Consider the following 26,443-nt stretch of genomic DNA (forward strand, 5'->3'; position numbering starts at 1 on the left):
AGGGTGAAGGGAGACGAACCGGCGTCGCTTCGAAGGGAGTTGACGCGAGTTGACGGGGGTTCACGGATGCCCCGGCGGCGCGGGGCGCGAGCGGGAGGGGCTGGGCGGGATGGCGGAGCGGCGGATCGGTGCGGTGCTGTGCGACCTGGACGGGGTGCTGCGGATCTGGTCGGACCTGGCGGACGTCGACCTGGAGCGCGGGCTGCCGCCGGGGACGGTCGGCGGGGCGGCGTTCCGGGCGGAGCGGTTGCTGCCCGCGGTGACCGGGCTGGTCAGTGACGAGGAGTGGCGGGCGGCGGTCGCGGCGGACCTGGCGACGGCGTGCGGGTCGGCGGAGGCGGCGCGGGAGGCGGTGGCGGCCTGGGGGCGGCAGCCGGTCCGGACGGACGTGGAGGTGCTGGCCCTGGTTTCCGAGGTGCGGCGGGGCGGCGTCCCGGTGGTGCTGGTGACGAACGGGACGACCCGGCTGGAGGCCGACCTCGCCGCGCACGGGCTGGACGCCGCGGTGGACGCCGTCCTCAACACCGCCCGGTTCGGGCACGCCAAGCCCGACCCCCGGGTGTACCTCGCGGCCGCCGAACTGGCCGGGGTCCCGGTGGAGCGCTGCCTGTTCGTCGACGACTCGGCCGGGAACGTCGCCGCCGCGACGGCGCTCGGCATGCACGGCCACCACCACCGCGGGGCGGACGGGCTGCGCGCGGCGCTCGGCGGCTACGGCCTGCTCTGACCACCCCGCGGAACGCCCTGACCGCCCCGCGGAACGGCCTGCCGGGCCCGGGTCCGGCGTGCCACCATCCGGGCCATGACGATCTTCCACGGGTACGACGGAACGGCCCTCCACTACGAGCAACTCGGCGACGGCGCACCCCTGGTGGCGGTCCCCGGCGGCCCCGGCATGGACGCCCGCTACCTCGGCGACCTCGGCGGGCTGGACGCCCGGCGGCGGCTGGTCCGGTTCGACCCGCGGGGCTGCGGCCGCTCGGCGGCGCCCGCCGACCGGGCGAGCTGCGCGTTCGCCGCCCAGGCCGCGGACGTGGAGGCCCTCCGGGAGCACCTCGGCGCGGACCGCATCGACCTGCTCGGCCACTCCGCGGGCGCCCTCACCGCGCAGCGCTACGCCGCCGGGTTCCCGCACCGCGTACGGTCGCTGGTGCTGGTCACCCCGGTCGGCCGGGCCGCCCGGGAGCCCGACCCGGCGGAACTCGCCGCGCTCCGGGCCGCGCGCGCGGCCGAGCCCTGGTACCCGGACGCGGCGGAGGCGGACGCCCTGCTGGCCGCCGGTGCGGGCGATCCGGCGGTGCTGGTGCGGCGGATCACGCCGTTCTTCTGGGGCACCTGGAACGAGCGGGCCCGCGCGGCGGCGTTCGACCCGGAGCAGGTACCGGCCGCGCCCTGGATGCGGGAGGCGTTCTACGCGGGCGCGGGCACGGACGGCGCGGGCACGGCCGGGGCCGGCCCCGAGCCGGTGGCGGCGCCGGTGCTGGTGGTCGCCGGGGAGCGGGACGGGATGATCGGCACCGCCCCGGCGCGGCTGGTCGCGGCCCTGCACCCGGACGCCCGGCTCGCCGTCCTGCCGGGGGTGGGGCACCGGCCCTGGGTGGAGGACCCGGCGGGGTTCGCCGCGCTGGTGGGAGGGTTCCTGGAGGGCGTCTGACCGTCAGGGGCCCGGGGAACGGCGGGCTCGGGGCTGCTCACGGTGCACTGCCGTTGCGCGCCACGGCTTCGGGTTCCGTTCGTACGGCCCGAAGCAGCACGGACGCTCCGGTGGGCTCCGGGCGCCAGCAGCTCGGACCCGCCGTTCCCCGGGCCCCCGACGGGGCCACGCGATGGGGCCCTATGCGGTGAGGTGCCGGTAGAGCGGGGCGAGGAGTTCCGCGAGGTCGGGGGCGAGGTCGGGGAGGTCGGGGTCGGGCGGATCGGGCGGGTCGGTGGGTGCGGGGCGGAGGGTGAACTCGCCCTGCCAGAAGGTGTCGAGGCACTGGTCGATCGGCTGGTCCACGGTGTCAGCTCCCGGTCGCGTCGGCGGAGAGGGTGAGGAGTTCGCGGAGCTGCTCGGTGGGGAGCTCGGTCAGCCAGTGCTCGCCGGTGCCGATCACAGCATCCGCCAACTCCCTTTTGGTGTCGATGAGTTCGGCGATGCGTTCTTCGACGGTGCCGGTGCACACCAGTTTGCGGACCTGGACGTCGCGCTGCTGGCCGATGCGGTGGGCGCGGTCGGTGGCCTGGTCCTCGGTGGCGGGGTTCCACCAGCGGTCGAGGTGGACGACCTGGTTGGCGGCGGTGAGGTTGAGCCCGGTGCCGCCCGCCTTCAGGGAGAGCAGGAACACGCCCGGCCCGTCCGGGGTCTGGAAGCGGTCGACGAGTTCCTGGCGGCGCGGTGCGGCGAGGCCGCCGTGCAGGTGGAGGACGGGGCTGCCGAGGCGGCGGCGCAGGTGGGACTGGAGCCGGGCGCCGAACTCGGCGTACTGGGTGAAGACGAGGGCCCGGTCGCCCTCGGCCAGGGCCTCCCCCAGCAGGGCGACCAGGCGTTCGACCTTGCCGGAGCGGCCGCCCAACGGGGATTGGTCGCGCAGGAGTTGGGCGGGGTGGTTGCAGACCTGCTTGAGCCGGCCGAGGGCGGCCAGCACGGCGCCCTTGCGTTCGACGCCGCGGAGGCCGCCGAGCCGGCCGAGCAGGTCGGCGACGACGGCCTGGTAGAGCCCGGCCTGCTCGGGGGTGAGGTTGCAGCGGACGGTGAACTCCTGCTTGGCGGGCAGCTGTTGGCCGATCTCGGGGTCGCTCTTGAGGCGGCGCAGCAGGAAGGGCGCGGTGAGCCGCTGGAGGGCGGCGGCGACGTCCCGGTTGCCGGACTGCTCGATCGGGACGGCGTAGTGCTCGCGGAAGGACTCGGGGGTGCCGAACAGGCCGGGGTTGGCGAAGTCGAGGACGGTGTGGAGTTCGGCGAGGCGGTTCTCGACGGGGGTGCCGGTGAGGGCGATCCGGGGGCCGGAGCGCAGCGAGCGCAGGGCGCGGGACTGGCGGGCGGCGCGGTTCTTGGCGTGCTGGGCCTCGTCGGCGACGACCCGCCGCCAGTGGACGGCGCGCAGCGCGGCGGCGTCCCGCTGGAGGACGCCGTAGGTGGTGATCACCAGGTCGGCGGCGGGGTCGGGGGCGGTGCGGTCGGGGCCGTGGTGGAGCTGGACGCGCAGCCGGGGGGCGAAGCGGGCGGCCTCGCGCCGCCAGTTGCCGACGAGCGAGGTGGGGCAGACCAGCAGGACGGGGCCGCGGGCGCCGCGGGCGTGTTCGAGGGCGAGCAGGGCGAGGGTCTGGACGGTCTTGCCGAGGCCCATGTCGTCGGCGAGGACGGCGCCGAGGCCGAGCCGTCCGAGGGCGTCCAGCCAGGCCAACCCCCTTTCCTGGTACGGGCGCAGGGCGCCGGTGAAGCCGGGCGGGGGCGGGGTGCGGCGGGCGCCGGGGAGGCGGCCGAGGCGCCCGGCCAGCAGGTCGCCGAGCGGGCCGTCGGCGTGCACGGCGGTGACCGGGAGGCCGTCGACGACGGCGCCGTCGGTGGCGGCGAGGCGGAGCAGGGCGGCGGCGTCGAGCTGCGGGTCGTCGCGGTGGGCGGCGAGGAAGCGCAGGGCGGCGGCGAGTTGTCCGGCGTCCACCTCGATCCACCGGCCGCGGAACCGGACCAGGCCCGCCTGGGCGGCCGCGAGTTCGTCCAACTCCTGCTGGGTGAGCGGGTGTTCGCCGACGGCGAGCTGCCAGCGGAAGTCGAGCAGGGCGTCCCGGTCGGCCTGGGCGGCGCGCCGGACGGAGCCGGGGGCGGTGGTGCGCGCGGTGGCGGCGAGGCCGAGCCGGGGGCGGCGCTGCCACCAGGCGGGCAGCAGGACGCCGTGCCCGGCGGCGGCGAGCGCGGGGGCGGTGTCGCGCAGGAAGGCGAGCGCTCCGGCCCGGTCGAGGTCGAGCCCGGTGGGGCGGGTGCGGTGCAGGGCGGCCCGCAGGCCGGGCAGCAGGCGGGCGGCGCGGTCGAGTTCGGCGAGGTACGCCGCGATCGGGTCGTCGACCGCCCGGGCCAGCGCGGCGGACCCCGGCCCGGCGGACCAGAGTTCGGCGGCGGGCAGCAGCAGCGAGGGCCGGTCGACCGGGCCGAGCAGCACGTCCAGGCGCCAGTTCTCGTCCAGGACGGTGGCGTCCGGGTCGTCGTCGGCGGTGCCGAGCGGTTCGGCGAGGCGGAAGGCCAGCCGGACCCGCCCGAGCGGTTCGGTGCCGGCCGCCGCAGCGGCGAGGCGGCCGGCCTCGGCCGGTTCGGGCGGGGCGGGCAGCCGGGCGTCCGGACCGCGCAGGGCGGCGAGCCAGGCCGGGCCGTCGCCGGGCGCCGCCGGGGCGTCCTCCCCCAGCGCGACCCGGGTCTCGTGGTCGGTGAGGGCCTCCAGCACGGTGTCGAGCAGGGCGCTGCCGGTGGGCTCGTGCCCGTCCTCGGCGCGGGCGACCGGCGGGCACCCGGCCGCCAGCGCGAGGGCCTCCCGGTGGCTGGCCGGGTCGTGCGCGGGCCGCCAGCGCGCCGCCCACCCGCCGGGCTCCGCGACCAGCGCGGGCAGCACCCGCCCCCGCCCGGCCAGCCGCCAGGCCAGGTCGTGCACGCCCGTCAGCCAGCGCAGCGACGCCCCGTACGCGAGCTCCGCCGCCCGGCCGCCGGGCAGTTCGACGGTGGTGCCGGGCCAGTACGGGTCGAACAGCTCGCCGAGCAGCTGCGCGGCCTCCGGCAGGTCGAACAGCAGGGCCGGGACGCGCCACGGGCGCAGCTCCGGGCCCCGGGCGGTGGAGCCGACCGGCAGGTCCGGCGAGGGCGTGGGCCGCCCGCCGAGGGTCGGCAGCCGCAGGGTCAGCCACCGCTCGTCGCCGCGCTCGGCCAGCCAGGCCGCCCCCGGGCCGACCGCCCGCAGCAGGCCCGCGACCTCGGCGGCCGGGCAGGCGTACGGGTGCCGCGGGCCCTCCCCCGCCCGCCGCGCGAACGCCCCGCCGTCCTCCGCCCACACCCCGAGCCGCCCGTCGACCCGCCACTGGGCGTGCAGGACGTACATCGGGGACCTCCGGTGGGCGGGCACAGGGACCTTCCAGCGTAGATCGGCCCACCGACACGTTCGCGGGCCCCCGGTTCCGCACCGTCCCGCCCGCCGGTTCAGCTCAGGTGGAACACCGGCCCGCGCGGGGTGAAGGGCAGGGTCGCGCCGCGCGGGACGAGGTAGGCGTGTTCGCGGCGCGGGACGCGCAGGGTGTCGCAGTCGGTGTCGGTGATGATCAGCAGGGGCGCGGCGGCGGGGAAGTCGGGGGCGCGGGCCAGGAGGTCGACGCCGGGCTGCAGGACGGTGCCGCCGCGGCCGCGGACCCGGACCCGGCCGGCGAGTTCGGCGACCGGCAGGTAGCCCGCGTCGTGCGGGGCGGCGTCGCAGAAGACGACCCGGGCGGCGGGGACGTCGCGGGCGGCGGCGTAGGAGGCGATCGCGCCGAGGGCCTTGCCGAGCAGGGTGCGGTCCATCGATCCGGAGGTGTCGAGCAGGACGCCGAAGGTGCAGCGCGGTGTCTCCTCGTACGGGTGGTGGCGTCCGGCGCGCGGGATGTCGGGGCTGGCGGACTGGCGGCGGGAGGGGCGGGCGTAGGAGCGCAGCGGTTCGGGGCGGGGGACGTGCTCGTCGAACCAGCGGGCGAGCCGGGCGTCCCAGGGCAGGGGCGGCTGGGAGAGGGCGCGGATCTCCTCGACGAGCCCGGCGGGCAGCAGGCCGCGGTCGCGGGTGTGCAGGTCGAAGCCCTGTTGCAGGCCGCGCCGGTAGAAGTCGTCGAGGTCGACGTAGCCGCGGGCGCCGGCGCGGGGCAGCGGTTCGCCGAGGATGTCGCCGAGGCCCTTGCCGCGCAGGGTGGCCAGGCGGCGCAGGCGGCGCTGGTCGCGGGCGATCCGGTCGTAGACCTCTTCGGCGGACAGGCCCTTCAGCTCGGGGTCGTGGAGCAGTCCTTCGGGCATCTCGCCGACGTCCATCTCCAGCAGCCAGCCGTTGACGACGTAGTCGGCTGCGACGTTGAAGAGGTACGGGTCGCGGCCGCCGGCCCGGTCGCCGTGGCGGAGGGCGGCGTGCAGCATCTCGTGGGCCAGGACGAAGCGCCACTCCTCGTCGGTGTGGTGGCGCAGCGGGTTGAGGTAGACCTCGCCCGCCTCGGCGTTGACGGCGGCGATCGTGATGCCGTGGGCGCGGGCGAGTTCGGCGTCGGCGACGAGGGTGAGTCCGGCGGCGAGGCCGCCGAGCAGGGGGTAGTGGGCGACGAACCAGCCGAGGGCGCGTTCCCAGGGGCGCTGCGGGAGGCGGGCGCCGTCGTGGGTCTCGCGGCGGCCGCCCGCGACGTCCATGGCGGCGGAGACGGTGCGGGTGAGGGCGTGGGCGAAGGCGAGCGTCCGGTCCTCCGGGTCCTCGTGGGCGGTCCAGGGGGCGAGGTGCTGGTCGGGCCGGTCGCCGCCGGTGCCGCAGGCCCGGTACGCGGGCGGGACGCCGTCGCGGCGCCAGCGGGCGGCGAGTTCCTCCTCGTCGCCGCCGGGCCAGCTGCCGGGCAGGTCGTCGGGGGCGCGGCCGATCGGGAAGGTGTGGAGGAAGCGGTTGACGACGGCGCAGCGGGCGGCGAGGTCGGCGGCGTCGGGCTGGGCGCGGGGGCCGCGGGCGGCGGGGAGGTGGCCGAAGCCGAGGTGGAGCAGGGCGTGGGCGAGCGCCCAGGCCCACTCCCCGGGTTCGGCGCGGCGGCGCCGGTTGTGGTGCAGGGTGCCGTGCGAGTCGGCGGTGACCCAGCCGGTGGCGGGGTGCAGCGGGCAGTGCTCCTCGTCCAGGGCGCACAGCCCGGCGGGGACGGCGTGGAGCGCGGGGTTGCCGTGGACCGTGGCCAGTCCGGCGGCGAACGCGGCCTTGACCGGGTCGGCCTTCTCGGGCTCGGCGGCGGCTTTCGCGGCGGTGCGGCGGCCGCTCACCGGCGGGCCTCGACCAGGCGGGGCAGGTCGCGGGCGGCCTCGATCAGGAACCAGGACGGCAGCACGGGGTTGCCGTCGGGGCCGTCGGCGATCACGGTCTGGGCGACCTCGACGGAGATCTCGGCGAGCTGCACCAGCAGCGACTTGGAGCGGTACGCGTGCTGGCGGACGGACGGCGAGGCGTGCTCCTTGCGGGCGGGCAGTTCCTTGACCAGGCGGCCGCGGAAGGAGTCGGCGAGGTAGTAGAGCAGGTCGCGGTCCTCGACGCGGCGCGGCCAGGAGGCGTCGCCCTTGAGGATCGCCTCCAGCCCGTACGCGTTGCGGACGATCTTGACGTAGCCGCAGAAGGCGACGGCGTGGGCGGGGGTGAGCAGGCCGTGGGCGAGCACCTGGAGGGTGTCCTCGCCGAGGTCCGGGCCGAAGGAGTGCAGCGCGTCGGAGAGCATGTGCCAGGCGCGCGGGGTGGAGAACGGCTCCTCGGTCTTCGGCGGGGCGGACCACAGGTGGTCGGGCCGGTCGGTGAGGTGGTCGAGGATCCACGGGTGGACGCCGTGCCCGGCGGCCCAGCCGAGCCAGTCGTCGGAGCTGGCCCGCAGGTGGACGTGGACCAGGCGGTTGAGCAGCGCGGACGGCATCGGGCGGGCGAGCGCGCCGTCGGTGGCGCGGTTGCCCGCGCCGATCACGATCGAGCCGGGCGGCAGTTCGTAGTTCCCGATCCGGCGGTCGAGGATCAGCGAGTAGAAGGCCTTCTGGACGTCGGGGGTGGCGGCGTTCAGCTCGTCCAGGAACAGGCAGTAGGGCTGGTCGCGGGCGATGGTCTCGGGCGGGCAGAACCGGGAGCGGCCCTCGGGGGTGAGCTGCGGGACGCCGATCAGGTCCTCGGGGGCGAGCTGGGTGCCGAGCAGCGAGACGCACTCCAGGCCGATCGACTCGGCGAACTGGTTGACCAGCGAGGACTTGCCGATGCCGGGCGCGCCCCAGAGGAACACCGGCCGCACGGTGGCGAGGCCGAGCAGCAACTCGGGGACCTGGGACGGCGACACGGTGACGGCAGACTGCACAGCTCTCCCAAGGAGGGTGGGTTTTCGGGGGGTCCGGCGGCCAGTGTGGACGGCGCGGCGGGCGGGCGCACCCGGTTTTCCGGGCCGCGGCGGCTGTCCACAGGCTGGGGACAACACTGTGCGCGGCGCCCGCCGGAGACACGTCGGACAACTTTCAACTTCTTGGTTGAAACTTGAACCAGATCGGCGTACGGTGAACCACGTGAACAAGTTGAAGCCTCAACAAACGGCTTCGACCCCCGTCCCGAGGAGAGAAGCCATGGGCATCTTCAACCGCAGCAAGAACACCGCCGCCGCCACCGCCCCGGCCGCCACCGCCGCCCAGGGCCCGGACCTGGCCCACCTGACCGGCGACTACACCATCGACGCCGCCCACTCCAGGATCGGCTTCGCGGTCCGGCACGCGATGGTCACCAACGTCCGCGGCGAGTTCGCCGAGTACGAGGGCAAGCTGTACCTGGACGGCAGCAACCCGGCCGCGTCCACCGCCGAACTGGTGATCAAGGTCGCCTCGATCAGCACCGGCCAGGCCCAGCGCGACGAGCACCTGCGCACCGGCGACTTCTTCGACGCCGCCGCGCACCCGGAGATCACCTTCAGGTCGACCTCCGCCGAGCGGGTCGACGGCGACACCTACCGCCTGCACGGCGACCTGACCATCAAGGGCACCACCCGCCCGGTCGCCCTCGACCTGGAGTTCACCGGCGCGGCCACCGACGTGTACGGCGCCGACCGGGTCGGCTTCGAGGGCGGCACCAGCGTCGACCGCACCGCCTGGGGCCTGACCTACAACGCCGCGCTGGAGACCGGCGGCGTGCTGATCGGGGAGAAGGTCAAGCTGACGCTGGACGTCTCCGCCGTGCGAGCCTCCTGAACCCGCCTGCCCGGGCCGTCAGCGCGGCCTCCCCGGTACCGCCCCCGCCGTCCCCCTCGGCGGGGGCGCCGCCGTTCCCGGGGTCCTCAGCCGACGAGCAGCGCCGCGTCCTCGGGCGGCAGCCAACTGCCCGGCGGGCGGGTCAACCAGCCCTCGGCGACGGCGAGTTCGGCCGCACGGGCGCGCAGCGCGGCCAGCCCCGGGTGGCGGACGTCCGGGCGGTGCACCAGGCCGACCAGGCTGAGCGGCACCGGGTCGACCAGCGGACGGACCACCGCGCCGGGGAAGTCGTGCGCCCCGACGGCGGTCAGCACCGGGCTGCCGTGCCGGGCCAGGTAGCGGGCGAACTCGGCGCCGCCGACCGGCGGGGTGCGGGCGGGCGCGGCCGTCAGGCCGTGCGCGGCGAGCAGCCGCAGGCCGAGGTCGGTCCACTCGGCGGTGGCGGGCTGCCCGGCGAACACGTCCACGGGGTGCCCGGCGAGCGCGGCCAGCGGCACGGCGGGCCGGGCGGCCAGCGGGTGGTCCAGCGGCAGGAAGACCGCCAGCGGCTCCAGCCGGACGGGCAGGTGCACCAGCCGCTCCCGGTCGGCGGCGGGCAGCCCGGCGTACCGGCCGAACGAGGCGTCCAGCCGGTGGGCGGCCAACTCCCTTGCGGCGGCGGTCAGTCCGCCGCAGTAGCGGGCCAGCAGCTCGGCCTCCGGGCAGTGCCGGCGGGCCGCGGCGAGCACCCGTTCGGCGGCGGAGTCCGGCCCCCAGCCCTGGCTGTTCAGGTCGACCAGCAGCGCCCTGGTCCCGCCCAGTGCGGTGATCTCGGCCTGCAGCTCCAGCAGTTGGCGCGCCTTGGGGAGCAGCGCGGCGCCCGCCTCGGTCAACTCCACGCTGCGGGTGGAGCGGTGCAGCAGCACGCAGCCCAACTCCCTTTCCAGCGCCCGGACGTCGCGGCTGACCGCCTGCTGGGCCAGGTGCAGGCGCTCGGCGGCGCGGCCGAAGTGCAGGGTCTCGGCGACGGCGGCGAAGCTGCGCAGCAGGCGGGGGTGGAGGTCGCGGGGCACGCCCGGCAGATTAACAACAGGAAGCGGTGAATGCGGCGGAGCAGGTGTTGGACGCCCCGCTCCCCCGCCCCCGAGGCTGGAGGCCCGCCCACCACCCCCTTGGAGCCCCTCCTTGTCGCTGCCGCTCGCCCGCTACCGCCCCGTGTTCGCCGCCCCCGGCACGCTGGCCTTCACGCTCTCCGGACTGCTCGGCCGGCTCGCCCTGGCGATGAACGGCGTCTCGGTCGTGGTGCTGGTCGCCGACCGGCGGGGCTCGTACGCGCTGGCCGGGGCGGTCTCCGCGGTCGGCGTGCTGGCGGGCGCGGTGCTGCTGCCGCTGCTCGGGCGGCTGGTCGACCGCCGCGGGCAGGCCCGGGTCGCGGTGCCCGCGGTGCTGGCCTCCGCGCTGCCGACGGCGGGACTGCTGCTGTGCGTGCGCTCCGGCGCCCCCGCCTGGACGCTCTTCCTGTGCTGGGCGCTGTCCGGCAGCAGCCCCGACCTGGGCGGCATGGCCCGGGCCCGCTGGGCGCACCTGCACCGCGCGGACCCGGCCGTGCTGCACCGGGCCAACGCGCTGGAGCAGTCGCTGGACGAGCTGTGCTTCATGGCCGGTCCGGTGCTCGGCATGGTCCTGTGCACCGCCGTCGCCCCCGAGGCCGGGCTGCTCGCCGCCTGGGCGCTGGGCACCGCGGGCACCCTGCTGTTCGCCGCCCAGCGCGCCACCGAACCGCCCCCGGCCGCCCGACGGCCCTCCCGCGCGAAGGGGTTGCTCCGTACGCCGGGCCTGCCGCCGCTGCTCGCGGTGTTCCTGGCCGCCGGGGTGCTGTTCGGCTCGCTGGAGGTGACCACGCTCGCGTACACCGACGCGCTCGGCCGGCAGTCGGCCGGGGGCGGGCTGCTGGCCCTGGTCGCGGCCGGGTCCTGCGCCTCGGGGCTGGTGTTCGGCGCCATCCGGCCGCGCCGCCCGGTGGCGGTGCGGCTGGCGCTGGGCACCGGCGCGATGGCCGTCCTGATGCTGCTGCCGCCGGTGGCGGGCCTGGCCGGGGCGGGCGTCCCGGTGCTGGGTGCGGCACTGCTGGCGGCCGGGTCGGGCACCGCGCCGACCATGGTCAGCGGCATGACGCTCGCCCAACACCTGCTGCCCGCACACCGGTTGAACGAAGGGATGGCACTGGCGGTCTCGGCGATCCTGGTCGGCATCTCGACCGGGGCGACCCTCGGCGGCACCCTCGCCCAGCACACCGCACCCGGCACCGGCTACCTGCTGCCGTCCGGCGCCGCCGTGCTGGCCCTGCTGGCGGCCACCCGCCTTGCCGGAAAGGCAAATTGACGGAGCACCAGCGATGGCCGTCCGCACCCTCGGGCGGCGGCACCGCCCGGCCGGGCCCCGCCGGTTCGAGCACCGCACTCCTCCTTGCCGCCCGAGGAAATGGACGCGGGGTCAGCGCCAGCCGTACGCGTACTCGGGCAGCCGCGTCCCGTCCGGGAAGTGCGCGGTGCCGCGGCCCAGGCGGCGGGCGCCGTGCCGCTCGTAGAAGGCGATCGCGCGCCGGTTGGCGGCCAGCACGTCGAGCCGGACGGGCGCCTGCGGGAAGCGGGCCAGTGCGGCGTGCAGCAGGTGGGTGCCGATGCCGCGGCCGGTGCGGTCGGGGCGGACGTGCAACTGCTCCAGCCGGACTTCGCCGCCGTCCGGCACCAGGTGGGCGAAGCCGAGCGCGGGGCCGCCCGGGCCGTCCTCGGCGAGCAGCAGGACGGGCGCGTCGGCGGGCGTCCCGTAGTCGGCGTCCAGCCGGAGCGTCCAGAGCAGTTCCTGGTCGGCGGCCTCTGCGTCCAGCACCCACCGCGGCACCAGCCCGGCGCACGCGCTGCGGCGGCCCGCGGTGTGCAGCCGGGCGACGGCGGCGGCGTCCGCGGCGCCGCCCTCGCGCAGGGCGGGCGGGGGCGACAGGGGCAGCAGGGGCGGCAGGACGGGCGGGGGCAGCGGGGACGACGGGGTGCGGTCGGCGGCGGGCATCCGGCCAGCCTTCCACACCTGCCCCGCCCGGTCGCGCCAGGCTTTCCGCGCCGGGCTTTCCGTGCCGCGGGGGTTGAGCGTGCCCGAACCGTGCCCTAGAGTCGTCCCCACAGGTTTCTGAACATGTTCGAAACCTTGCCGCTGACCGCCGGGGGGAAGCCGTCCGCCCGGCCGGAACGCCGGACGGACCGGTCGGCGCGCCCGCACGACCGACCCGGTGCCGGGGGGCACCGGGCACGCCCCCGGCTTCCGATTCGCCCTCCCGGTCCGGAGTTGTCCCGGTCCGGGCTAGGCTCGGGCCCGTAGGCGACCGTGACGGAAGCGAATCAGGCGGGGCGAGGTGTCAGGGAACGGCCAGGAGCAGGCTCAGCAGCGCCCGGTGGGGTCCGGCGGCGCGGAGGGCGCGAGCGACAGCGGCGGGCAGGCCACCGGCCTGCCCGCGTCCGGCGAACTGGCGGGCGGGCGGGCCCAGCCGAAGACCGACAAGAGCGAGGCCACCCGCGCCCTGATCCTGGAGACCGCGATGCGGCTGTTCCAGGAGCGCGGCTACGAGAAGACCACCATGCGGGCGATCGCCACCGAGGCGGGCGTCTCGGTCGGCAGCGCGTACTACTACTTCTCGGCGAAGGAGTTCCTGATCCAGGGCTTCTACGACCGGATGACCTACGACCACGCCGCCGACGCCCAGGCCCGGATGGCGCACACCCGCGACTTCGCGCAGCGCCTCCAGATCGCGATCGACTCCTGGATCGACACCGCCGCGCCGTACCACGAGTTCTCCGCCCAGTTCTTCCGCACCGCCGCCGACCCGACCAGCTCGCTCAGCCCGTTCTCCAACGAGTCCCACCCCGCCCGCGCCACCGCCGTCGAGCTCTTCCGCGAGGTGCTGCAGGGCTCCGACCTCGCCCCCAAGCTGGACGCCGAGCTGGTCGAGCTGCTGCCCGACGTGCTCTGGCTGCACCTGATGGTCGTCGTCCTCTACTGGGTCTTCGACCGCACCCCCGACACCGAGCGCACCCGCGAGTTCGTCCGCCGCTCCACCCCCCTGGTGGCCCGGCTGATCAACCTCTCCCGCTACCGGGTCTTCCGCCCCCTGGTGCGCGACGCAAAGGGCCTGATCCAGGACTTCGTCCTGCCCAGCATCGGCAAGTCCATCGTCAAGTGACGCCCCGCCGGGCGGCCGACCGCGCCGTCCGGCGCTCCGGCCGGGGGAACGAGCCGGGTGCCGCACTCACCCCGACCCGCCGCAACGGTCGCCGCGGGGGCCCGCCCGGGCCGGGGCGGCACGAGGACCGGCCGGGCGACGGGGCGGGGCCCCGTGCGGACGGCGATCCGGGTGGCGGGGCCGTGGACCAGCGGCAGCCTGGGCATGATCGTGCGACGCAGCGCGTGCAGGGAGAGCGGATGCCGGAACCGGGAGCACACCGGGAGGGTGTTCGGCGGTCGGGCGGGCAGCGGCGGTGGCGGCGTGGCCTGGGCGCGGGCGGCACCCGCCCGATGACGACCGTGACGGCCGTGACGACCGTGACGGCGACGGCTGCCGTGGCTGCCATCGCTGCCGGAGAGGCACCGGGCGAGCCCGAGGACGACGAGGAGTGCGGAGACGGCCACGCAGGGTGTCACCCAGGCGCTAGGCTGGAACATGTCGGAGCCCCTTGAGCTTGCAGGGTTCGGGAGTCGCTCCGACGCCGCCCCGGGGGTGTTCCTGCACCCACCGGGGCACTTCTTCCACTGCCGCGGGCGACTCGAATGACCCGAACGCTATGCAGGGGCAAGGGACCTGTCGACCCGTCAGATTCGAACGGGAACGACCGCCCTGAACTCGCGTTCACCCCTCCGGGTGGTCACGGCCGCCCGCATCGGCCCAGCTCACCTGCCGTACGCAAGAGTTGCGCCCGTTCTGCGCCAACTCCGCGCCATCGCAAGGAAGTTCGACGCTCGCAAGGGTGAATTCCGACCTCCTCCGGTTGACGTCCGGCCCCTGGGCGCGTGCTCCCGGTCAGAAGCTGTCCAGGTTCCAGGGGGCGCGGGCGGTGCGCAGCAGGGTGTCGGCGCGGGCGGCCGCGCCCGGGGTCAGCTCGGTGAGCAGGGCGGCGTCGGCGAGAACCGCTGCGCTGCCGCCGCCGAGGTAGAGCGAGCCGAGCCGGGAGACGTCGAGCGCCAGGTCGGCGGGGCCGTCGGTGCGGACGATCCGGCCGGTGCCGTCGGCGGCGGCCTCCAGGGCCCAGCGCCCGGCCGTCCAGCCTTCGCGGTCGGTGACGTCCAGCACCAGGCGGCCGGGGGCCTCGTAGCGGCGGGCGGCGAACGCGGCGGGCAGGTCGAGCAGCCGCAGCCAGGTGAAGTCGGCGGTCTCCTCGTGCGGCTTGACCCCGCGCGGGTCGTTGAGCAGCAGCGGCAGCGGGTCGCCGACCCCGAGGTGGGGGGCGACGACGTGGCGCACCCAGTCGACGGAGAAGGCGAACGTCCAGAGCGCGTTGGCGGTCTTCCGGTCGAGCGCGATGAAGTCCCGGACGGTCAGCGGGCAGTCCGGGTAGGCACCGTCCCACTTGTCGTCGACGGTGTAGTTGATCATGCCGGTGAGGGTGCCGTCGGCGGTGCGGTGGAAGGCGGTGAAGCCCTCCCTCCGGTCGAAGCCGGGCAGGTCGACCTCGCCGGCCCGCAGCCGCCACCAGGGCTCGGGGCGGCCGATCGCGCCGGGCTGGGTGGGGCGCCAGCGCTCGTGCAGTTCGGGGCCGTGCTTGCGGAACTCCTCCGGGGTGGCGAAGTCGATCCGGTGGCCCTCGTGCACGGGCAGCCCGGCCCGGACGCCGCCGGAACGCAGCACGTCCACCCGCCAGCCGGCCAGCGGGACGGCCGAGCCGAAGCCGAAGCGGCCGTAGATGTTGTGCTCGGCGGCGATCAGGATCGCAGCGGCCGCACCGCGCTCGCGGGCCGCGGCCAGGTCGTGCCGCATCATGCCGCTGAGCAGGCCGCGCCGCCGGTGGGTGGCGTTGACGGTGACGCCGGTGATCGCGTCGACCGGCAGCTGCGCCCCGCCGGGCAAGGTCAGTTCGGTGTCGAAGCTGCGGAAGGTCGCCACGCAGCGCGCCCGCCCGCCCGCCGCCGGACCGCCGTGGTCGAAGGCCCCCAGCATCCGCCCCGGCTCGTACAGCAGCTCCCGCCACTCCGTCGCCGGGGCGACGTGCGGGCGCATGAACCCGAGCGCGATCGCCCGGTCCCAGTCGGCCAGTTCCTCGTGGGTGATCGGCCGGATCTCGATGCCCTGGTCGGGGCCCTGCTGTGCGTCGTTGCCCATCGGGCCACCGTACGACGACCCCCGAACCCCGGCACCCGGTTTTCCGCCGGGCCCACCGCGGCCGGTTCCTCCGCGGCCGGGCGCGCTACGGCCGGGCGTAGAAGTCCGGGCGTCCCATGATCCAGAGGCTGGCCTGCTTGATGGCCGTGCCGGGGCGGGGGGCCTCGATCATCTGGTCGTCGCCGAGGTAGATGGCGACGTGGTAGATGTCCGCGGCGCGGCCGGTCTTGGTCCAGAACACCAGGTCGCCGGGGCGGAGTTGGGCGTAGCTGACCGGGGTGGACTCGGCGTACTGGTCGGCCGCGAAGTGGGTGAGCCGCTTGCCGCCGAGGCGCCAGGCCATCATGGTCAGGCCGGAGCAGTCGTAGCCCTGCGGGCCCTCGCCGCCCCAGATGTAGGGCAGGCCGATGACGGAGCGGGCGAAGGCGAGGGCGGCCGCGGAGCCGCCCGCCGACCAGGCGCTCTCGCGCTGCGGGGCGGGGCGGTGGCGGGCGGCGTCGGCGGCCGCGGCCTCGGCGGCGGCGGCCGCTTCGGCCTCGGCCTGGGCGCGCCGGGCGGCCTCCTCGGCCTCGCGGGCGGCGATGGCGTCGAGCGCCTCCTGGCGCTGGCGTTCGAGCTCGACGGTGGTGTTGCGGGCGGCGGCGAGTTCGGCGAGCAGGGTCTCCCGGCGGGCGGCGGCCTCGGTGACCCGGGCCTGCTGGTCGGCGACGCGCTGCTGGGCACGCTCCTTGGCGGTGCGGACCGTACCGGCGGCGGTGCGGGCGGCGGCCTCGGCGCTGCGGGCCTCGTCGGCGGCGCGGGCGGCGGCCTGCGCGGTGGCGGTGGCGTCGTCGAGGATCTGCCTGGTCCGGGCGCCCGCGGTGCCGATGGCGGCGGCCCGCTCGGAGAGCGAGGCAGTGCCCCGCGCGTCCAGCAGGGCGTTGATGGCCGAGAGTTGGGGCGAGGCGCCCTGCCGGTAGATCTCGGCGAGCAGCCCGGCGGCCCGGTCGGCGGCTTCGGCGCGGGCGGTCTCGGCGGCGGCCGAGCGCCCGGCGGCGGCCCGGGCGGCCTGCTCGGCGCGGGCGAGCCGGACGAGTGCGCCGTTGTACGCCTCGACGGCCTGTTCGGCGCTCTGCCCGGCCCGGTCGAGTTCGCCCCGGGCGGCGGCCAGCAGGGCTTCGAGGGCGGTGGCGTCGGCGGCCTTGGCGTCGGCTTCGGCGTGGGCGCGGGCGACGTCCTCCGCGGTGGGGAACCCGGGTTCCGGGTCGTCGGCGGGCCGGGCGGCGGGGGCCGCCGCGAACGCCCCGGTGGCGAACGCCCCGGCGGCGGGGGCCGCCGCGGGAGCCGGGGCCGCGGGGGCGTTCGCGGCGGGCAGCAGGGCGAGCAGGGAGGCGGTGGCGAGGAGGAGGGTGGGGAGGAGCCTGCGCGGCATGACGGGTCCTCTCTCGGCGGTGGGCAGGGGTTCTGACGATCAGCCAGATATCCCATGACGTGACAATCCGGTCACGCACCGCAAGATTCTCAGACCTGCTGGTGGCTCAGCGCCATCGCCATGCGGCCGCGCGGGTGAGATATCGGATTGTCTGAACGGGCATATGCGCCGCCCGGACGGGACGTCCACGAACCCTACCGGCCCGCCTCCGCACCGCCCCCGCTTTCAACGGGCCTTCAACCACCCTTCAACGGATCTTCAACGCCCCTCAACGCCGCCCCGTCAGCGCCCCGTCAACGCCTCGCCAACGCCTCGTCAACGCCTCGTCAACGCCTCGCCAACGCCTCGTCAACGCCTCGTCAACGCCTCGTCAGCGCCGCCCCGAGGGCCGCCCCGGCCCGGTCGCGGTGGTCCGCGGCCGCCCGGCCCGCACGGTGCGGCGGCGGCGCTGCGCCCGGGCCCGCCGGGCCGGGTCCCCGCCCGCCCCGTCCGCGTCCCCGGCGCCGCCGGGGCCGTACCCGCCGGGGCCGCCGCCCGGCCCGTACCCGCCGTACGGCCCGTACCCGCCCGCGGTGGCCGCCGCGCCCCGCCCCGGGCGGCGGCGGTGGGCGAGGGCCCGGGCGGCCATCCGTTCGGCGACCGCCTGGGCCTTCGGGTGCCCGGCCGGGACCTTGTCGGGCGCCCCGGCGATCAGGTCGAACAGCCAGGTGCGGGCCCGGTCCGTCCGCGCGTGCAGCCGCCGTTCGCGCCGGTTCGCGCGCGCCATGCGCCGGGGGCGCCGGGTGTAGCGCCAGCGCGCCCAGGGGCTGGCGGGGCGGGCCAGCCGGATCGCGCCGATCCAGGACAGGCCGGGCACCATGATGCCGAGCAGGCCCGTCCAGACCTTGCCCTTGAGCAGCGCGACCAGGCAGACCAGCGCGTTGACCCCGATCACCGCGACCAGCCCCCAGCGGGTGTCCTGGCCGGGGACGACGCCGAGCGGCACGTAGCCGGTGAGCAGCAGGGCGGTGAGCAGGATGCCGAGGATGACCGCGTCCACCGACTTGCGGCCCTGCTCGCTCCAGTACACGTCGTCCAGGTGCAGGATCAGCGCGAACTCGTCCAGCACCAGCCCGCAGCCGATGCCGAAGGACAGGCCGAACCAGTCGATCCAGGGGTGGCCGCCGTCGGTGGCGAAGGTGCCGATGCCGCCGAGCAGCAGGAAGCCGAGGCCGAACACCATGTGGTGGATGTGCAGGCCGCCGGGGGTGATGTTGCCGGGCCACCAGCGGACCTGGGCGCGGATCATCCGGGTGCTGAACCGGATGAACGCGAAGGAGGTGATGAACCCGACCAGCAGCAGGAACAGCGGCTGCTTGTGGGCGTCCACGATGTGGTGGCGGTAACCGTCCAGCAGTGCACTGATCATCGGGTGGTGCCTCTATCCGACAGGAGGTTCGCTCAGAAGCCGCGGGTGCGCTTCGCCGCCCGGCGCGGGATCAGCGCGTGCGGGGTGTCGCGGTCGCTGGCGCCGGGGTTCTTCAGGAACAGCCGGGCCACCTCGCCGCCGAGGTTCACGCCGATCGCCAGCGCCAGCGCCAGCGCGACCGCCCGGGAGGCCGAGACCAGCCCGGACGCGGCGTGGCCCTGCGCGAAGGCCAGCATGCCGAGGTACAGCGCCGAACCGGGCATCAGCGGCCCGATCGCCGCGGTCACGTACGGCAGCGCGGAGGCCGCCCGGTAGCGGGCCAGCAGCTGCCCGAACAGGCCGACCAGGCCCGCCGCGATGCCGGTCGCGACGATCGGCGAGACGCCCGCGTTGTGGGTGAGCACGCCGTACGTGGACCAGCCGGTCGCCGCGTTCACCACCACCATCGGCAGCGAGCGCCGGTCGGTCTGCAGCAGCATCGCGAAGGCCAGCGCCAGCACCATCGCGGCGACCAGCTGGACGGGCGGGTCGATCCTGCCGCCCAGGCTCTCGTCCGGCCGCAGCCTGGCGTTGTAGTTGACACCGACGTACAGCACCAGCATCACGCCGATGACGATGCCCGCGATCAGGTACATCACCTCCAGCAGCCGGGCCGCGGCGGTGATGTAGAAACCGGTCAGGCCGTCCTGGACGGCGGCGACCATGGCCCGGCCGGGCAGCAGCGCGAACAGCCCACCGGTGATCACCACCGAGCCGCGCAGGTGCAGTTCGTTGAAGGACAGCAGGATGCCGCAGAGCGCGGCGGGCATCGCGGCGATCACGAACTGGTAGAACTCGGGCAGCCCGCGGCGGGCGATCGCCGAGGCCAGCCGGTCGCCCACCACGGCGGTGGTGAACGCGGAGACGAACACCAGCCAGGCCGTGGAGTCGATCCGCCCGCCGACCAGGAAGGACGCCGCCCCGGCCAGCAGCCCGGTGGCCACCGACATCAGCCACACCGGGTACGGGTGCCGGTTGCGGCGGATCCCGGCGAGCCGCCGGTACGCGTCGTTGACGGTGACCTGCTCGGCGGTGATGTCGGCGACCAGCTCGTACACGGCGGCCAGCCGGGTGTAGTCGGAGGTGCGGCGGCGCACCACCCGGTCCGCGGTGACCGGCGGGTCGATCAGCGAGGGCTGGTGCGAGATCGAGATCAGCGTGAAGGTGACCTGCGGCTCGCAGTGGTCGAGCCGGTACGCGTGGGCGATGCCGAGCATCGCGGCCTCCACGTCCTCGGCGGCCTCGCCGCTGGCGAGCAGCAGTTCGCCGATCCGCAGCGACAGGTCGAGGACCCGCGGCACGTTGCGCTGGGCCTGCGCCCCGGCGGCGGGGTGCAGTTCGCGGGCGGTGCGCTCGAACGCCGGGCGCTCGGACATCGGCGTCCGCAGCAGGGTGCGCATCCGGTCCGGCCAGGGGGCGTCGCCGGGGGCGCCCTTGTGCAGCTCGGCCAGGTCGATGCCGTGGGGCGGGGTGTAGCCCGCCGCGTTCCACTCCTCGGGCGTCAGGGTGTCCTGGAACAGCGGGCCCCGGCGGGTCCGGGCGGACTCCGCGGCCTCCGGCACCGGCTGGTGGCCGAGCAGGCCCTCGGTCTGCACCGGGTGCGGGGCGTGCGGCACGCTGACGGTCCGTTCGATCGGCGGCGCGTCCGGCCCGAGCAGCCCCTCGGTGGGCGGCGCTTCCTGCGCCGGCACGCCCTCCGGCTCCCGATCCGACACGGTGCTCCTCCGCCTCCCCGGCCGCCCGCCCGGTCGGGGCGGCCTCCTGGCCTCCACCTTGCCCGATCAGCGGCGGAGGTGCGAACAACCGCTCGCGCGGGCCCGGCCGTCCCCCGGGCAGCGGGGCGCGGAACGGGACATAATGACCGTCCATGAGCGAGCAGCGGGCGACGGCCGGGAGCGGACAGGGCAGCGGCGGCGAGAGCGTCACCACGGTGGTCGTCGCGGGCCTGTGCAACCTCGGCATCGCCCTCGCCAAGGCCGTCGCGGGCGCGGTCAGCGGCTCCAGCGCGATGCTCTCCGAGGCCGCGCACTCCTTCGCCGACACCGTCACCGAGGTGCTGCTCTTCCTCTCCCTCAAGCGCAGCACCCGCCCCGCCGACGGCAAGCACCCGCTCGGCTACGGCCGCGAACGCTACCTGTGGGCGCTGCTCGCCTCCTTCGCGACCTTCGTCGGCGGCGCGGTGTTCTCCGTGCACGACGGCATCCACACCCTGCGGTACGGCGAGGAGCTGGGCAGCCCGACCCTCTCGTACCTGATCCTCGCCGTCGCCTTCGTCCTGGAGTCCGTCTCGCTGGCCCGGACGGTCCGTCAGCTGCGCGGCGAGACCCGGCGGCTGCGCGTCGGCGGCTACCGCTACCTGCGCCACACCTCCGACACCGCCGTGAAGGCCGTCTTCCTGGAGGACTCCGCCGCCCTGATCGGCCTGCTGCTGGCCTTCGGCGGCCTGCTCGGCGCCCAGCTCACCGGCGACGCCCTCTGGGACGGCCTGGCCTCCGTCCTGATCGGCGCCCTGCTCGCCTGGGTCGCCTACGTGCTGGCCCGCGACAACGCCTCGCTGCTGATCGGCCGCTCCCTCCCCGAGCGCGACGAGCGCACCATCACCGAGGCGCTCACCGCCCAGCCCGGGGTGGCCCGCGTCCTCGACCTGGTCACCAGCGTCCACGGCCCGGACGACGTGCTGGTCGCCGCCAAGGTCGACTTCGCCGACCTGGCCACCGCCGCCGAGGTCGAGACCGCCTGCGACCGGGCCGAACGCGCCGTCCGCCGGGCCGTCCCCGCCGTCACCCGGGTCTACCTCGACCCCACCCCGCCCCGGCCCTGACCGGCCGTGCCACGATCACCCCCGGAGATCGGGAGCGCGGGGGTGAACTACACGGCCGGAGCGCCGGACGGGACGCGCCTGCTGCCGGGCGAGCGGGTGCTGTGGCAGGGGCGGCAGCGGTGGCGGGGCCTGCGCGCGTGGGCGGCGGAGCACGCGGCGCTGCTGTGGTGCACCGTGCCCGGCCTCGCCGGGTTCGCCCTCCTCGCCTCCCTCGACGACCGGCCCGGCGGGGGCTGGCACCACCGGGCCGTCCACGCCCTGCTGCTCGCGCTGCTCGCCCCGATCGCCTTGGGCGTCCTCGCCGCGGCCGCCGCCGGACCGGACCGCTACCTGCTGACCGACCGCCGGCTGGTGGTCCGCTCCGACCGCGGACGCACCGAGACCAGCTACCCGCTGGGCCCGGACGGCCGCGGGGGTGGGCTCTTCCACCTCCCCGGCCACCGCACGGTGCTGGTCGGAACGCTGGACCCGGAACACCGCCCCGGCCCCTCCGTCCTGCCGCCGCTGCCCGGCCCGGCCGTGCGCGGCCCGGACACCGCGGAGGCCCTGGACCTGCTGGCGCGTGCCGCCCGGGGCCGCCGGGGACTGCCCTGGACGGCGCTCCCGGCGCCGCCCGACCCGCCCGCCGCCCTGCCGGACGCGCTCGCCCGCGCGGTGCGGCTGCTCCCCGGCGAACGCGTGCACTGGACGGGGCGGCCGGTCCGCCCGCCGCTCTGGCTCAGCCGGTACGAGGCCGCCGTCTCCGGCGTCCCCGCCGTGCTCGGTGCGGCCGTGCTGGCTCCACGGGCTTCGTCCTCGAACGCGCCCTGCTGCCCTTCCTGCTGCCGCTGCTCGCCCTGCCCGTCCTCGAAGCCGTCCGGCTGCTGCGCCGCCGCCGGATCCGCGCCTCCCACTACCTGCTGACCGACCGCCGGCTGCTGGTGCTGCTGCCCGACGACCCGCCGGTCGAGCTCCCGCTGGGACCGCTCGTCGCCGTCCAACGCCACGGCCGCGCCCTGCAGTTGACGCTCCACACCGCGCCGCCCGCGCCCCGGCGCCTCGACCCCCGCCGACGCTGGGGCGCCGCTCCGGCCACCCCCGCCGACCCGCCGACCCTGATCGCCCTCCCCGACCCGGACGCGGTCCACCGCCTGCTCGTCGCCCTCGTCACCGACCGGCGCAACCGCTCGCCCCGCCCGCTCGGCCGCGCCGCGCTCCTTCCGGGCCGCACCCGGGAGGACGGCCGGCTGAAGCGCCGGGCGGGGCGGGGCCGCCGCCCGGCGAGCGGCTGGGCCCGGGGTCAGAGCTCGTAGTCGTCGACGATCTTCTGGTGGCGGGCGGTGTCGGCGCCCGCCGCCTCGGCCAGGGCGGGCCAGGCGAGCGGGTGGGCGAGGTGGGCGGTGAGGGTGGTGAGCAGGGCGTCGGCCCCGGCGGCGGTGCCGGTGGGCGGGACGCCGAGGGCGGCGTAGATGCCGGGGAGGCCGTCCTCGCCGCCGGCGGGGTCGGCGGTCCGGTAGCCGTCGCCGCTGTAGACCCAGACGGCGTGCCCGGCGTCCCGGAGGGCGTCGCGCAGGGCGTACCACTGCTCGGGTTCGGGGCGGGCGCCGTCGATCCAGTAGGTGGTGTAGCCGGCCGGGTCGAGCAGGGTGAGGAGCTCGAAGACCGGCCGCCAGTCCTCGGCCTCCGCGGAGCCGGGCTCGGGGCGGTCGTTGAGGACGGCCGGGGAGAACACCACGACGTCGCCGTGGTTGAGGTCGACGTCCTCGCCGAGCACCGGGAGCACCCGCGCGGTGGCCGGGCCGGTGCGCAGGGCGGGCAGGTCGGTGGTGGAGCCGTTGGTGCGGGGGACGCGCAGCCCGATCAGCTGCCACTCCTCCTCGACCGGACCGCTGTCGGTGTCGAACTCGATGCCGAGCCGGGCCCCGGCGGCGCGGACCGCCGCCCAGTCGCGGTTGGCGGTGGCGGCGGTGACCAGGTGCCACAGGTCGGGTTCCTGGACGGTGCGGTGCGCGTCCTCCTCGCCCGCCCCCTCCGGGTCGACGGCGTGTTCCAGCAGGTCCTGGTACAGCCGCTGGGCCTCGGCGTGCTCGCCGCGCCGGGTGGCGGCGGCCGCGGCCAGGCGGCGGGTGTTGAGCGCGTCGGGCGAGTGGGCGAGGACGGCGGCGCACTGCTCGCCGACCTCCGCCCAGCGGCCCTGGGCGGCGGCCCAGCGGGCCCGCAGCCAGTGCGCGTCGGACGGGTCCTCGGGGCTGGCCGCGGCGAGCCGGGCGGCCAGCCGCTCGACGCCCTCGCCGTCCTCGGCGTCGATCAGCAACTGGCCGAGCATGCCGGTGAGGTACTCGTGGCCCGGGTCCAACTCCAGCTGGGACCAGGCGAGTTCGGTGACGGCCCGGGTGTGGCCGAGGGCGCCGAGGGCACCGGCCAGGTTGACCACCAGGACGGTGTCGGGCGCCCCGCCGAGGGCCAGCGCGGCGGCCAGCAGTTCGGCACCGGTCTCCGGATCGGGGCGGTGCTCGGCCAGCCACTGCGGCAAGTCCTCTGCGGACACCGGGAGTTCGGGCCGGGGCAGGGCCTCGGCGGCGGCCCGCAGCGCGGCCACCTGCTCGGCGACGCCCTCGGTGCGGCGGAGCTGTCCGAGCTTGCGCTCGCCGGTGCGGGCCAGCGTGAGGGCGACCTCGCGGGCGCCGCGGGCCAGGGCCAGCCGACCGGCCCGCAGCACCAGGTCGAGGCACGGGCGGTGCGCGCCCGAGGCGTCCAACTCGCCCGCCCAGGAAGCGAGTCGGGCGCCGAGTGCGGCATCGTTGTCGAACTCCCCGGCGGCAGCCAGCAGTTCGACGGCGGATGACCAGCGGTGCCGGATGTCGGGGTACCGGTCGGCCTCCTCGGCGTCCGGCAGCAGCTCCCGGGCGTGGTCGGCGCGGCCCAGCGCGGCGAACTGCAGGGCGCGGCCGGACGCGAGCTTGCGCCGGTCGTCGTCGTCCAGCCGGTTCCCGGCGGCGACGTAGGCGCGCTCGGCGGTGTCGTAGGCGTCCAGCGCGTCCTGGTGGCGGCCGAGCCGGTGCAGGGCGGAGGCGCGGCTGTGCGCGAAGGACAGCGAGGTGCGCTCGCCCGCCGCCCGGATCCGGGTCTCGGCCCGGTCCAGGTGGGTGAGGGCGTCGGCGGGACGGCCGTCGTCCTCCAGGGTGTCGGCGTACTCGCGGGAGAGGCAGTCGAAGCAGGCCCGGGCCGGTTCGACCCGCTGCAGCGCCTCCTCCAGCACGGCGAGCCGCTCCGGGACGTAGCCGGGGCCGTCGATGTTGGCGTGGCAGATGGTGAAGTCCTGGACGGCGCACACCGACTGCGGGCAGGACGCGGTCTCCTCGCGGTGCGCGAACTCCAGCAGCGACACCGCCTCGGACATCGCGGCCTCGCCCTGGTACCGCTTGTTCAGCAGGTTCTGCAGCCGCCAGTGCCGCAGGAACACCTCCACCCAGGGCAGGCCCAGGGCGCGCGCCGAGGCCAGCGCCTCCGGGAACATCGCGTCCAGCTGCTCGTTGCGGCCCTCGACGGCGTGCCCGGCGATCTCGGCGAGCGCGTCGGCCAGCCGGTGCTGACCGGACTCGGCGAGCTGGCGGTGGGTGTCGTGCACCCAGGACCAGATGTCGGTGGTCATCGTTCCTCGTCCCCCTGCGGAAGGTCGGCGGCTGCGGTCGCTGCGGAGATGGTGTCGGGCACCGCCGACAGGCCGTCGGCGGGGAGCGGCGCGGTGAGCGCGGCCACGGCGGTGGAGATCCCGGACAGCGCCGCCCCCAGGTCGCCGCCCGCGGAGCCGGAGGCCGCCGCCATGATGACCTTCAGCGAGCGCAGCAGGGCCGCCGCGGTGGCCGCCCCGGTGCGCCCGTCCCGGTACGCGGCCAGCAGGTCGCGGACGGCCGGCGAGGCCAGGTTCAGGTACAGCCGGGCCTTGACCGCGCCGTCGGTGCGCGCGGTGAACGCCCGCGCCAACTGCAGGGCCGCGGACGGGATCCGGGCGTCCGCCCGGTCGTCCTCGATCCGCGCCTTCAGCTCGGCCTCGCGGTCCGGCACCAGCACCAGCGGCAGCCCGGGCGGGTCGAACCTGGCGGGCACCAGCTGCTCGCCGTCCTCGGCCAGCGCGGCCGCCAGCCAGGCCTGCTGCTCGGCGGGCAGCGGCACGTCCGGGGCCCGGAACAGCTCCTTGTTGCCGCTCTCGCTGCCCAGTTCGACGATCCGGCAGTCGCGCAGCTGCGCGTAGCGGCGCAGGAACGGCAGCACCGCGTACCGGTCGCCGCGGGCGATCGGCACCTGCATCGCCCGGTACAGCATCTCCTCGAAGCCGCCGCCGCTGCCCAGCGCCACGTGCACCGCGCCGGAGCCCGCGGCCCGCAGTGCGCCCGCGGTCAGCTCGCCCTGCGAGGTCGGCACCGGGACGTCGTCGGCGAGCAGCGTGAACAGCCGGTCGTCGCAGAGCGCCGCGCCCAGCAGGTCCTGCCCGTGCCGGGCCAGGATCCGCCGCCAGGCCGCCGGGTGCAGCCGGGCCGTCTCGTACAGGCCGTCCACGATCGCGTCGGCCAGCGCCTGCTGGAGCGCCCGGTAGTGCTCGTCGCGCTGCAGGTCCTCCCGGCTGGCGGTGGGGGTGAGCCGGGTCGACTCGACCACGCCGCCGATGAAGCCGGCCCAACTGGGCAGCAGGTCACGGGCGTCGTCGGCGAGCAGCATGCCGCGCAGGTACACCGCGAGGTCCCGGTTGTCGCTCGACCCGTACGTCCCGCCGTCCTGCACCCACAGCAGCCCGACCGCGTCGGTGCGGTCCTCGACGGGCGCCACCGGGAAGGCGGTCAGCGGCTCGAAGCTGCGGGCGAAGGAGGAGGCGAAGCGCATCCGGTGCTGGTGCACCGGGCCCGGCAGGTCCTGCCGCCAGGGCACCGCCACGTCGTTGACCGGCTGCTCGTCCGCGCCGACGTACACCGGGATCGGCAGCAGCACGCAGTACCGCGCCAGCACCTCGCGCAGCGCGAACTCGTCCGCCAGGTGCGCGTGTTCGGCCTTCAGCCGCAGCCGCACCACCGTCCCCGGGCCGGGCCGCGCCGGGGCCGGCTCCACGCTGTACTGCTCGCCGCCCCGGCTGCGGTAGGTGTGCGCGCTCAGCGGCTCGCGGTGCGAGGCGGTGGTCACGGTCACCTCCTCGGCCACCGAGAACGCGGAGAGGAAGCCCAGCCCGAACGCCCCGATCAGGTCCTGGTTGCCGGTGAGGTCGCGCAGCATCCGGGTGTAGCCGGTGCCGACGGTCGCCAGGTACGCGTGGATCTCCGGCTCGGTCAGGCCCGCCCCGTTGTCCTCGATCGCCACCGTCCGCGCCGCCGGGTCCCCGGTGACCCGGATCAGCGGCCGGTACGCCCCCTCCGGGTCCTCCAGCTTCCGCCGGGTGTGCGAGTCGTGGGCGTTCTGCACGAGTTCGCGCAGCGCCACCAGCGGGGTGGAGTACAGGTGCGTGGCGAGCACTCCCACCAGGCCGCCGAGATCGACCT

Annotated in this window: 20 protein-coding genes; 8 read left to right on the forward strand and 12 right to left on the reverse strand. The window is 76.3% G+C overall.

The window, feature by feature from the left end:
• Positions 1-49: 49 nt before the first annotated feature.
• Both OO57_RS46665 and OO57_RS04935 read left to right on the forward strand, forming a co-directional pair.
• Positions 50-727, forward strand: coding sequence for an HAD-IA family hydrolase (locus tag OO57_RS46665; protein ID WP_267884947.1), 678 nt, complete (start codon positions 50-52; stop codon positions 725-727).
• 75 nt (positions 728-802) lie between these two features.
• Positions 803-1,654: an alpha/beta fold hydrolase gene (locus OO57_RS04935; protein ID WP_033251008.1), complete on the forward strand. Its 852-nt coding sequence runs from the start codon at positions 803-805 to the stop codon at positions 1,652-1,654.
• A gap of 180 nt (positions 1,655-1,834) precedes the next feature.
• Here OO57_RS04935 and OO57_RS43555 read toward each other — a convergent pair whose 3' ends face one another.
• The 4 genes from OO57_RS43555 to OO57_RS04950 form a co-directional block, all read right to left on the reverse strand.
• Entirely contained in the window at positions 1,835-1,999 is a 165-nt protein-coding gene (locus OO57_RS43555) for a hypothetical protein (RefSeq protein ID WP_158715021.1), read from the reverse strand.
• 4 nt (positions 2,000-2,003) lie between these two features.
• Positions 2,004-5,063, reverse strand: a complete 3,060-nt coding sequence (locus OO57_RS04940; RefSeq protein ID WP_033251009.1) for a DEAD/DEAH box helicase — start codon at positions 5,061-5,063, stop codon at positions 2,004-2,006.
• A gap of 98 nt (positions 5,064-5,161) precedes the next feature.
• Positions 5,162-6,985, reverse strand: coding sequence for a DUF2201 family putative metallopeptidase (locus tag OO57_RS04945; protein ID WP_033251010.1), 1,824 nt, complete (start codon positions 6,983-6,985; stop codon positions 5,162-5,164).
• The gene (locus OO57_RS04950) at positions 6,982-8,046 is read right to left on the reverse strand and encodes an ATP-binding protein (RefSeq protein ID WP_033251011.1); all 1,065 of its coding nucleotides are present in this window, start codon (positions 8,044-8,046) and stop codon (positions 6,982-6,984) included. Before OO57_RS04950 ends, OO57_RS04945 begins: the two co-directional genes overlap by 4 nt.
• Before the next feature lie 259 nt (positions 8,047-8,305).
• Between OO57_RS04950 and OO57_RS04955 the strand changes: the two genes are divergently transcribed.
• Positions 8,306-8,920, forward strand: a complete 615-nt coding sequence (locus OO57_RS04955; protein ID WP_033251012.1) for a YceI family protein — start codon at positions 8,306-8,308, stop codon at positions 8,918-8,920.
• Positions 8,921-9,006: 86 nt separating this feature from the next.
• On the opposite strand, the gene OO57_RS04960 is transcribed toward OO57_RS04955, so the two are convergent.
• The gene (locus tag OO57_RS04960) at positions 9,007-9,972 is read right to left on the reverse strand and encodes a LysR family transcriptional regulator (protein ID WP_033251013.1); all 966 of its coding nucleotides are present in this window, start codon (positions 9,970-9,972) and stop codon (positions 9,007-9,009) included.
• 112 nt (positions 9,973-10,084) lie between these two features.
• Between OO57_RS04960 and OO57_RS04965 the strand changes: the two genes are divergently transcribed.
• Positions 10,085-11,281: an MFS transporter gene (locus tag OO57_RS04965; protein ID WP_051776589.1), complete on the forward strand. Its 1,197-nt coding sequence runs from the start codon at positions 10,085-10,087 to the stop codon at positions 11,279-11,281.
• A 111-nt stretch (positions 11,282-11,392) separates the two neighbouring features.
• Here OO57_RS04965 and OO57_RS04970 read toward each other — a convergent pair whose 3' ends face one another.
• Positions 11,393-11,965: a GNAT family N-acetyltransferase gene (locus OO57_RS04970; RefSeq protein ID WP_051776591.1), complete on the reverse strand. Its 573-nt coding sequence runs from the start codon at positions 11,963-11,965 to the stop codon at positions 11,393-11,395.
• Positions 11,966-12,305: 340 nt separating this feature from the next.
• On the opposite strand from OO57_RS04970, the gene OO57_RS04975 reads away from it, so the two are divergent.
• A complete protein-coding gene (locus OO57_RS04975) occupies positions 12,306-13,130 on the forward strand; it encodes a TetR/AcrR family transcriptional regulator (RefSeq protein WP_234337222.1) in 825 nt (274 codons plus the stop codon).
• Positions 13,131-13,964: 834 nt separating this feature from the next.
• Here the strand turns inward: OO57_RS04975 and OO57_RS04980 are convergent.
• The 4 genes from OO57_RS04980 to OO57_RS04995 form a co-directional block, all read right to left on the reverse strand.
• Positions 13,965-15,260, reverse strand: a complete 1,296-nt coding sequence (locus OO57_RS04980) for a GNAT family N-acetyltransferase (RefSeq protein ID WP_051776594.1) — start codon at positions 15,258-15,260, stop codon at positions 13,965-13,967.
• A gap of 85 nt (positions 15,261-15,345) precedes the next feature.
• Positions 15,346-16,671, reverse strand: coding sequence for a C40 family peptidase (locus OO57_RS39125; protein ID WP_051776596.1), 1,326 nt, complete (start codon positions 16,669-16,671; stop codon positions 15,346-15,348).
• Between the two features lie 370 nt (positions 16,672-17,041).
• Positions 17,042-18,079: a hypothetical protein gene (locus OO57_RS04990; protein WP_051776598.1), complete on the reverse strand. Its 1,038-nt coding sequence runs from the start codon at positions 18,077-18,079 to the stop codon at positions 17,042-17,044.
• Positions 18,080-18,111: 32 nt separating this feature from the next.
• Positions 18,112-19,833 (reverse strand): threonine/serine ThrE exporter family protein, encoded by a 1,722-nt coding sequence (locus tag OO57_RS04995; protein ID WP_033251014.1) that lies wholly within the window; start codon positions 19,831-19,833, stop codon positions 18,112-18,114.
• Between the two features lie 152 nt (positions 19,834-19,985).
• On the opposite strand from OO57_RS04995, the gene OO57_RS05000 reads away from it, so the two are divergent.
• Genes OO57_RS05000 through OO57_RS05010 form a run of 3 tightly spaced genes read left to right on the forward strand, consistent with a single transcriptional unit; the run spans position 19,986 to position 22,231 of the window.
• Positions 19,986-20,939, forward strand: coding sequence for a cation diffusion facilitator family transporter (locus tag OO57_RS05000; protein ID WP_033251015.1), 954 nt, complete (start codon positions 19,986-19,988; stop codon positions 20,937-20,939).
• Positions 20,940-20,981: 42 nt separating this feature from the next.
• A complete protein-coding gene (locus OO57_RS05005) occupies positions 20,982-21,842 on the forward strand; it encodes a hypothetical protein (RefSeq protein ID WP_033251016.1) in 861 nt (286 codons plus the stop codon).
• A gap of 17 nt (positions 21,843-21,859) precedes the next feature.
• A complete protein-coding gene (locus tag OO57_RS05010; RefSeq protein ID WP_033251017.1) occupies positions 21,860-22,231 on the forward strand; it encodes a hypothetical protein in 372 nt (123 codons plus the stop codon).
• Here OO57_RS05010 and OO57_RS05015 read toward each other — a convergent pair.
• Both OO57_RS05015 and OO57_RS05020 read right to left on the reverse strand, forming a co-directional pair.
• Positions 22,219-24,570, reverse strand: a complete 2,352-nt coding sequence (locus OO57_RS05015) for a tetratricopeptide repeat protein (protein ID WP_033251018.1) — start codon at positions 24,568-24,570, stop codon at positions 22,219-22,221. The genes OO57_RS05010 and OO57_RS05015 overlap by 13 nt on opposite strands.
• Positions 24,567-26,417 (reverse strand): ATP-binding protein, encoded by a 1,851-nt coding sequence (locus OO57_RS05020; RefSeq protein ID WP_234337223.1) that lies wholly within the window; start codon positions 26,415-26,417, stop codon positions 24,567-24,569. Before OO57_RS05020 ends, OO57_RS05015 begins: the two co-directional genes overlap by 4 nt.
• Positions 26,418-26,443: the final 26 nt, after the last annotated feature.

It is taken from the genome of Kitasatospora phosalacinea (assembly GCF_000717185.1).
Lineage (GTDB): Bacteria > Actinomycetota > Actinomycetes > Streptomycetales > Streptomycetaceae > Kitasatospora > Kitasatospora phosalacinea_A.

Coding starts and splice junctions, on each gene's coding strand:
- OO57_RS04935 (WP_033251008.1), top strand. CDS start 803: ATGACGATCTTCCACGGGTACGACGGAACGGCCCTCCACTACGAGCAA.
- OO57_RS04940 (WP_033251009.1), bottom strand. CDS start 5,063: ATGTACGTCCTGCACGCCCAGTGGCGGGTCGACGGGCGGCTCGGGGTG.
- OO57_RS04955 (WP_033251012.1), top strand. CDS start 8,306: ATGGGCATCTTCAACCGCAGCAAGAACACCGCCGCCGCCACCGCCCCG.
- OO57_RS04970 (WP_051776591.1), bottom strand. CDS start 11,965: ATGCCCGCCGCCGACCGCACCCCGTCGTCCCCGCTGCCCCCGCCCGTC.
- OO57_RS04980 (WP_051776594.1), bottom strand. CDS start 15,260: ATGGGCAACGACGCACAGCAGGGCCCCGACCAGGGCATCGAGATCCGG.
- OO57_RS39125 (WP_051776596.1), bottom strand. CDS start 16,671: ATGCCGCGCAGGCTCCTCCCCACCCTCCTCCTCGCCACCGCCTCCCTG.
- OO57_RS04990 (WP_051776598.1), bottom strand. CDS start 18,079: ATGATCAGTGCACTGCTGGACGGTTACCGCCACCACATCGTGGACGCC.
- OO57_RS05000 (WP_033251015.1), top strand. CDS start 19,986: ATGAGCGAGCAGCGGGCGACGGCCGGGAGCGGACAGGGCAGCGGCGGC.
- OO57_RS05015 (WP_033251018.1), bottom strand. CDS start 24,570: ATGACCACCGACATCTGGTCCTGGGTGCACGACACCCACCGCCAGCTC.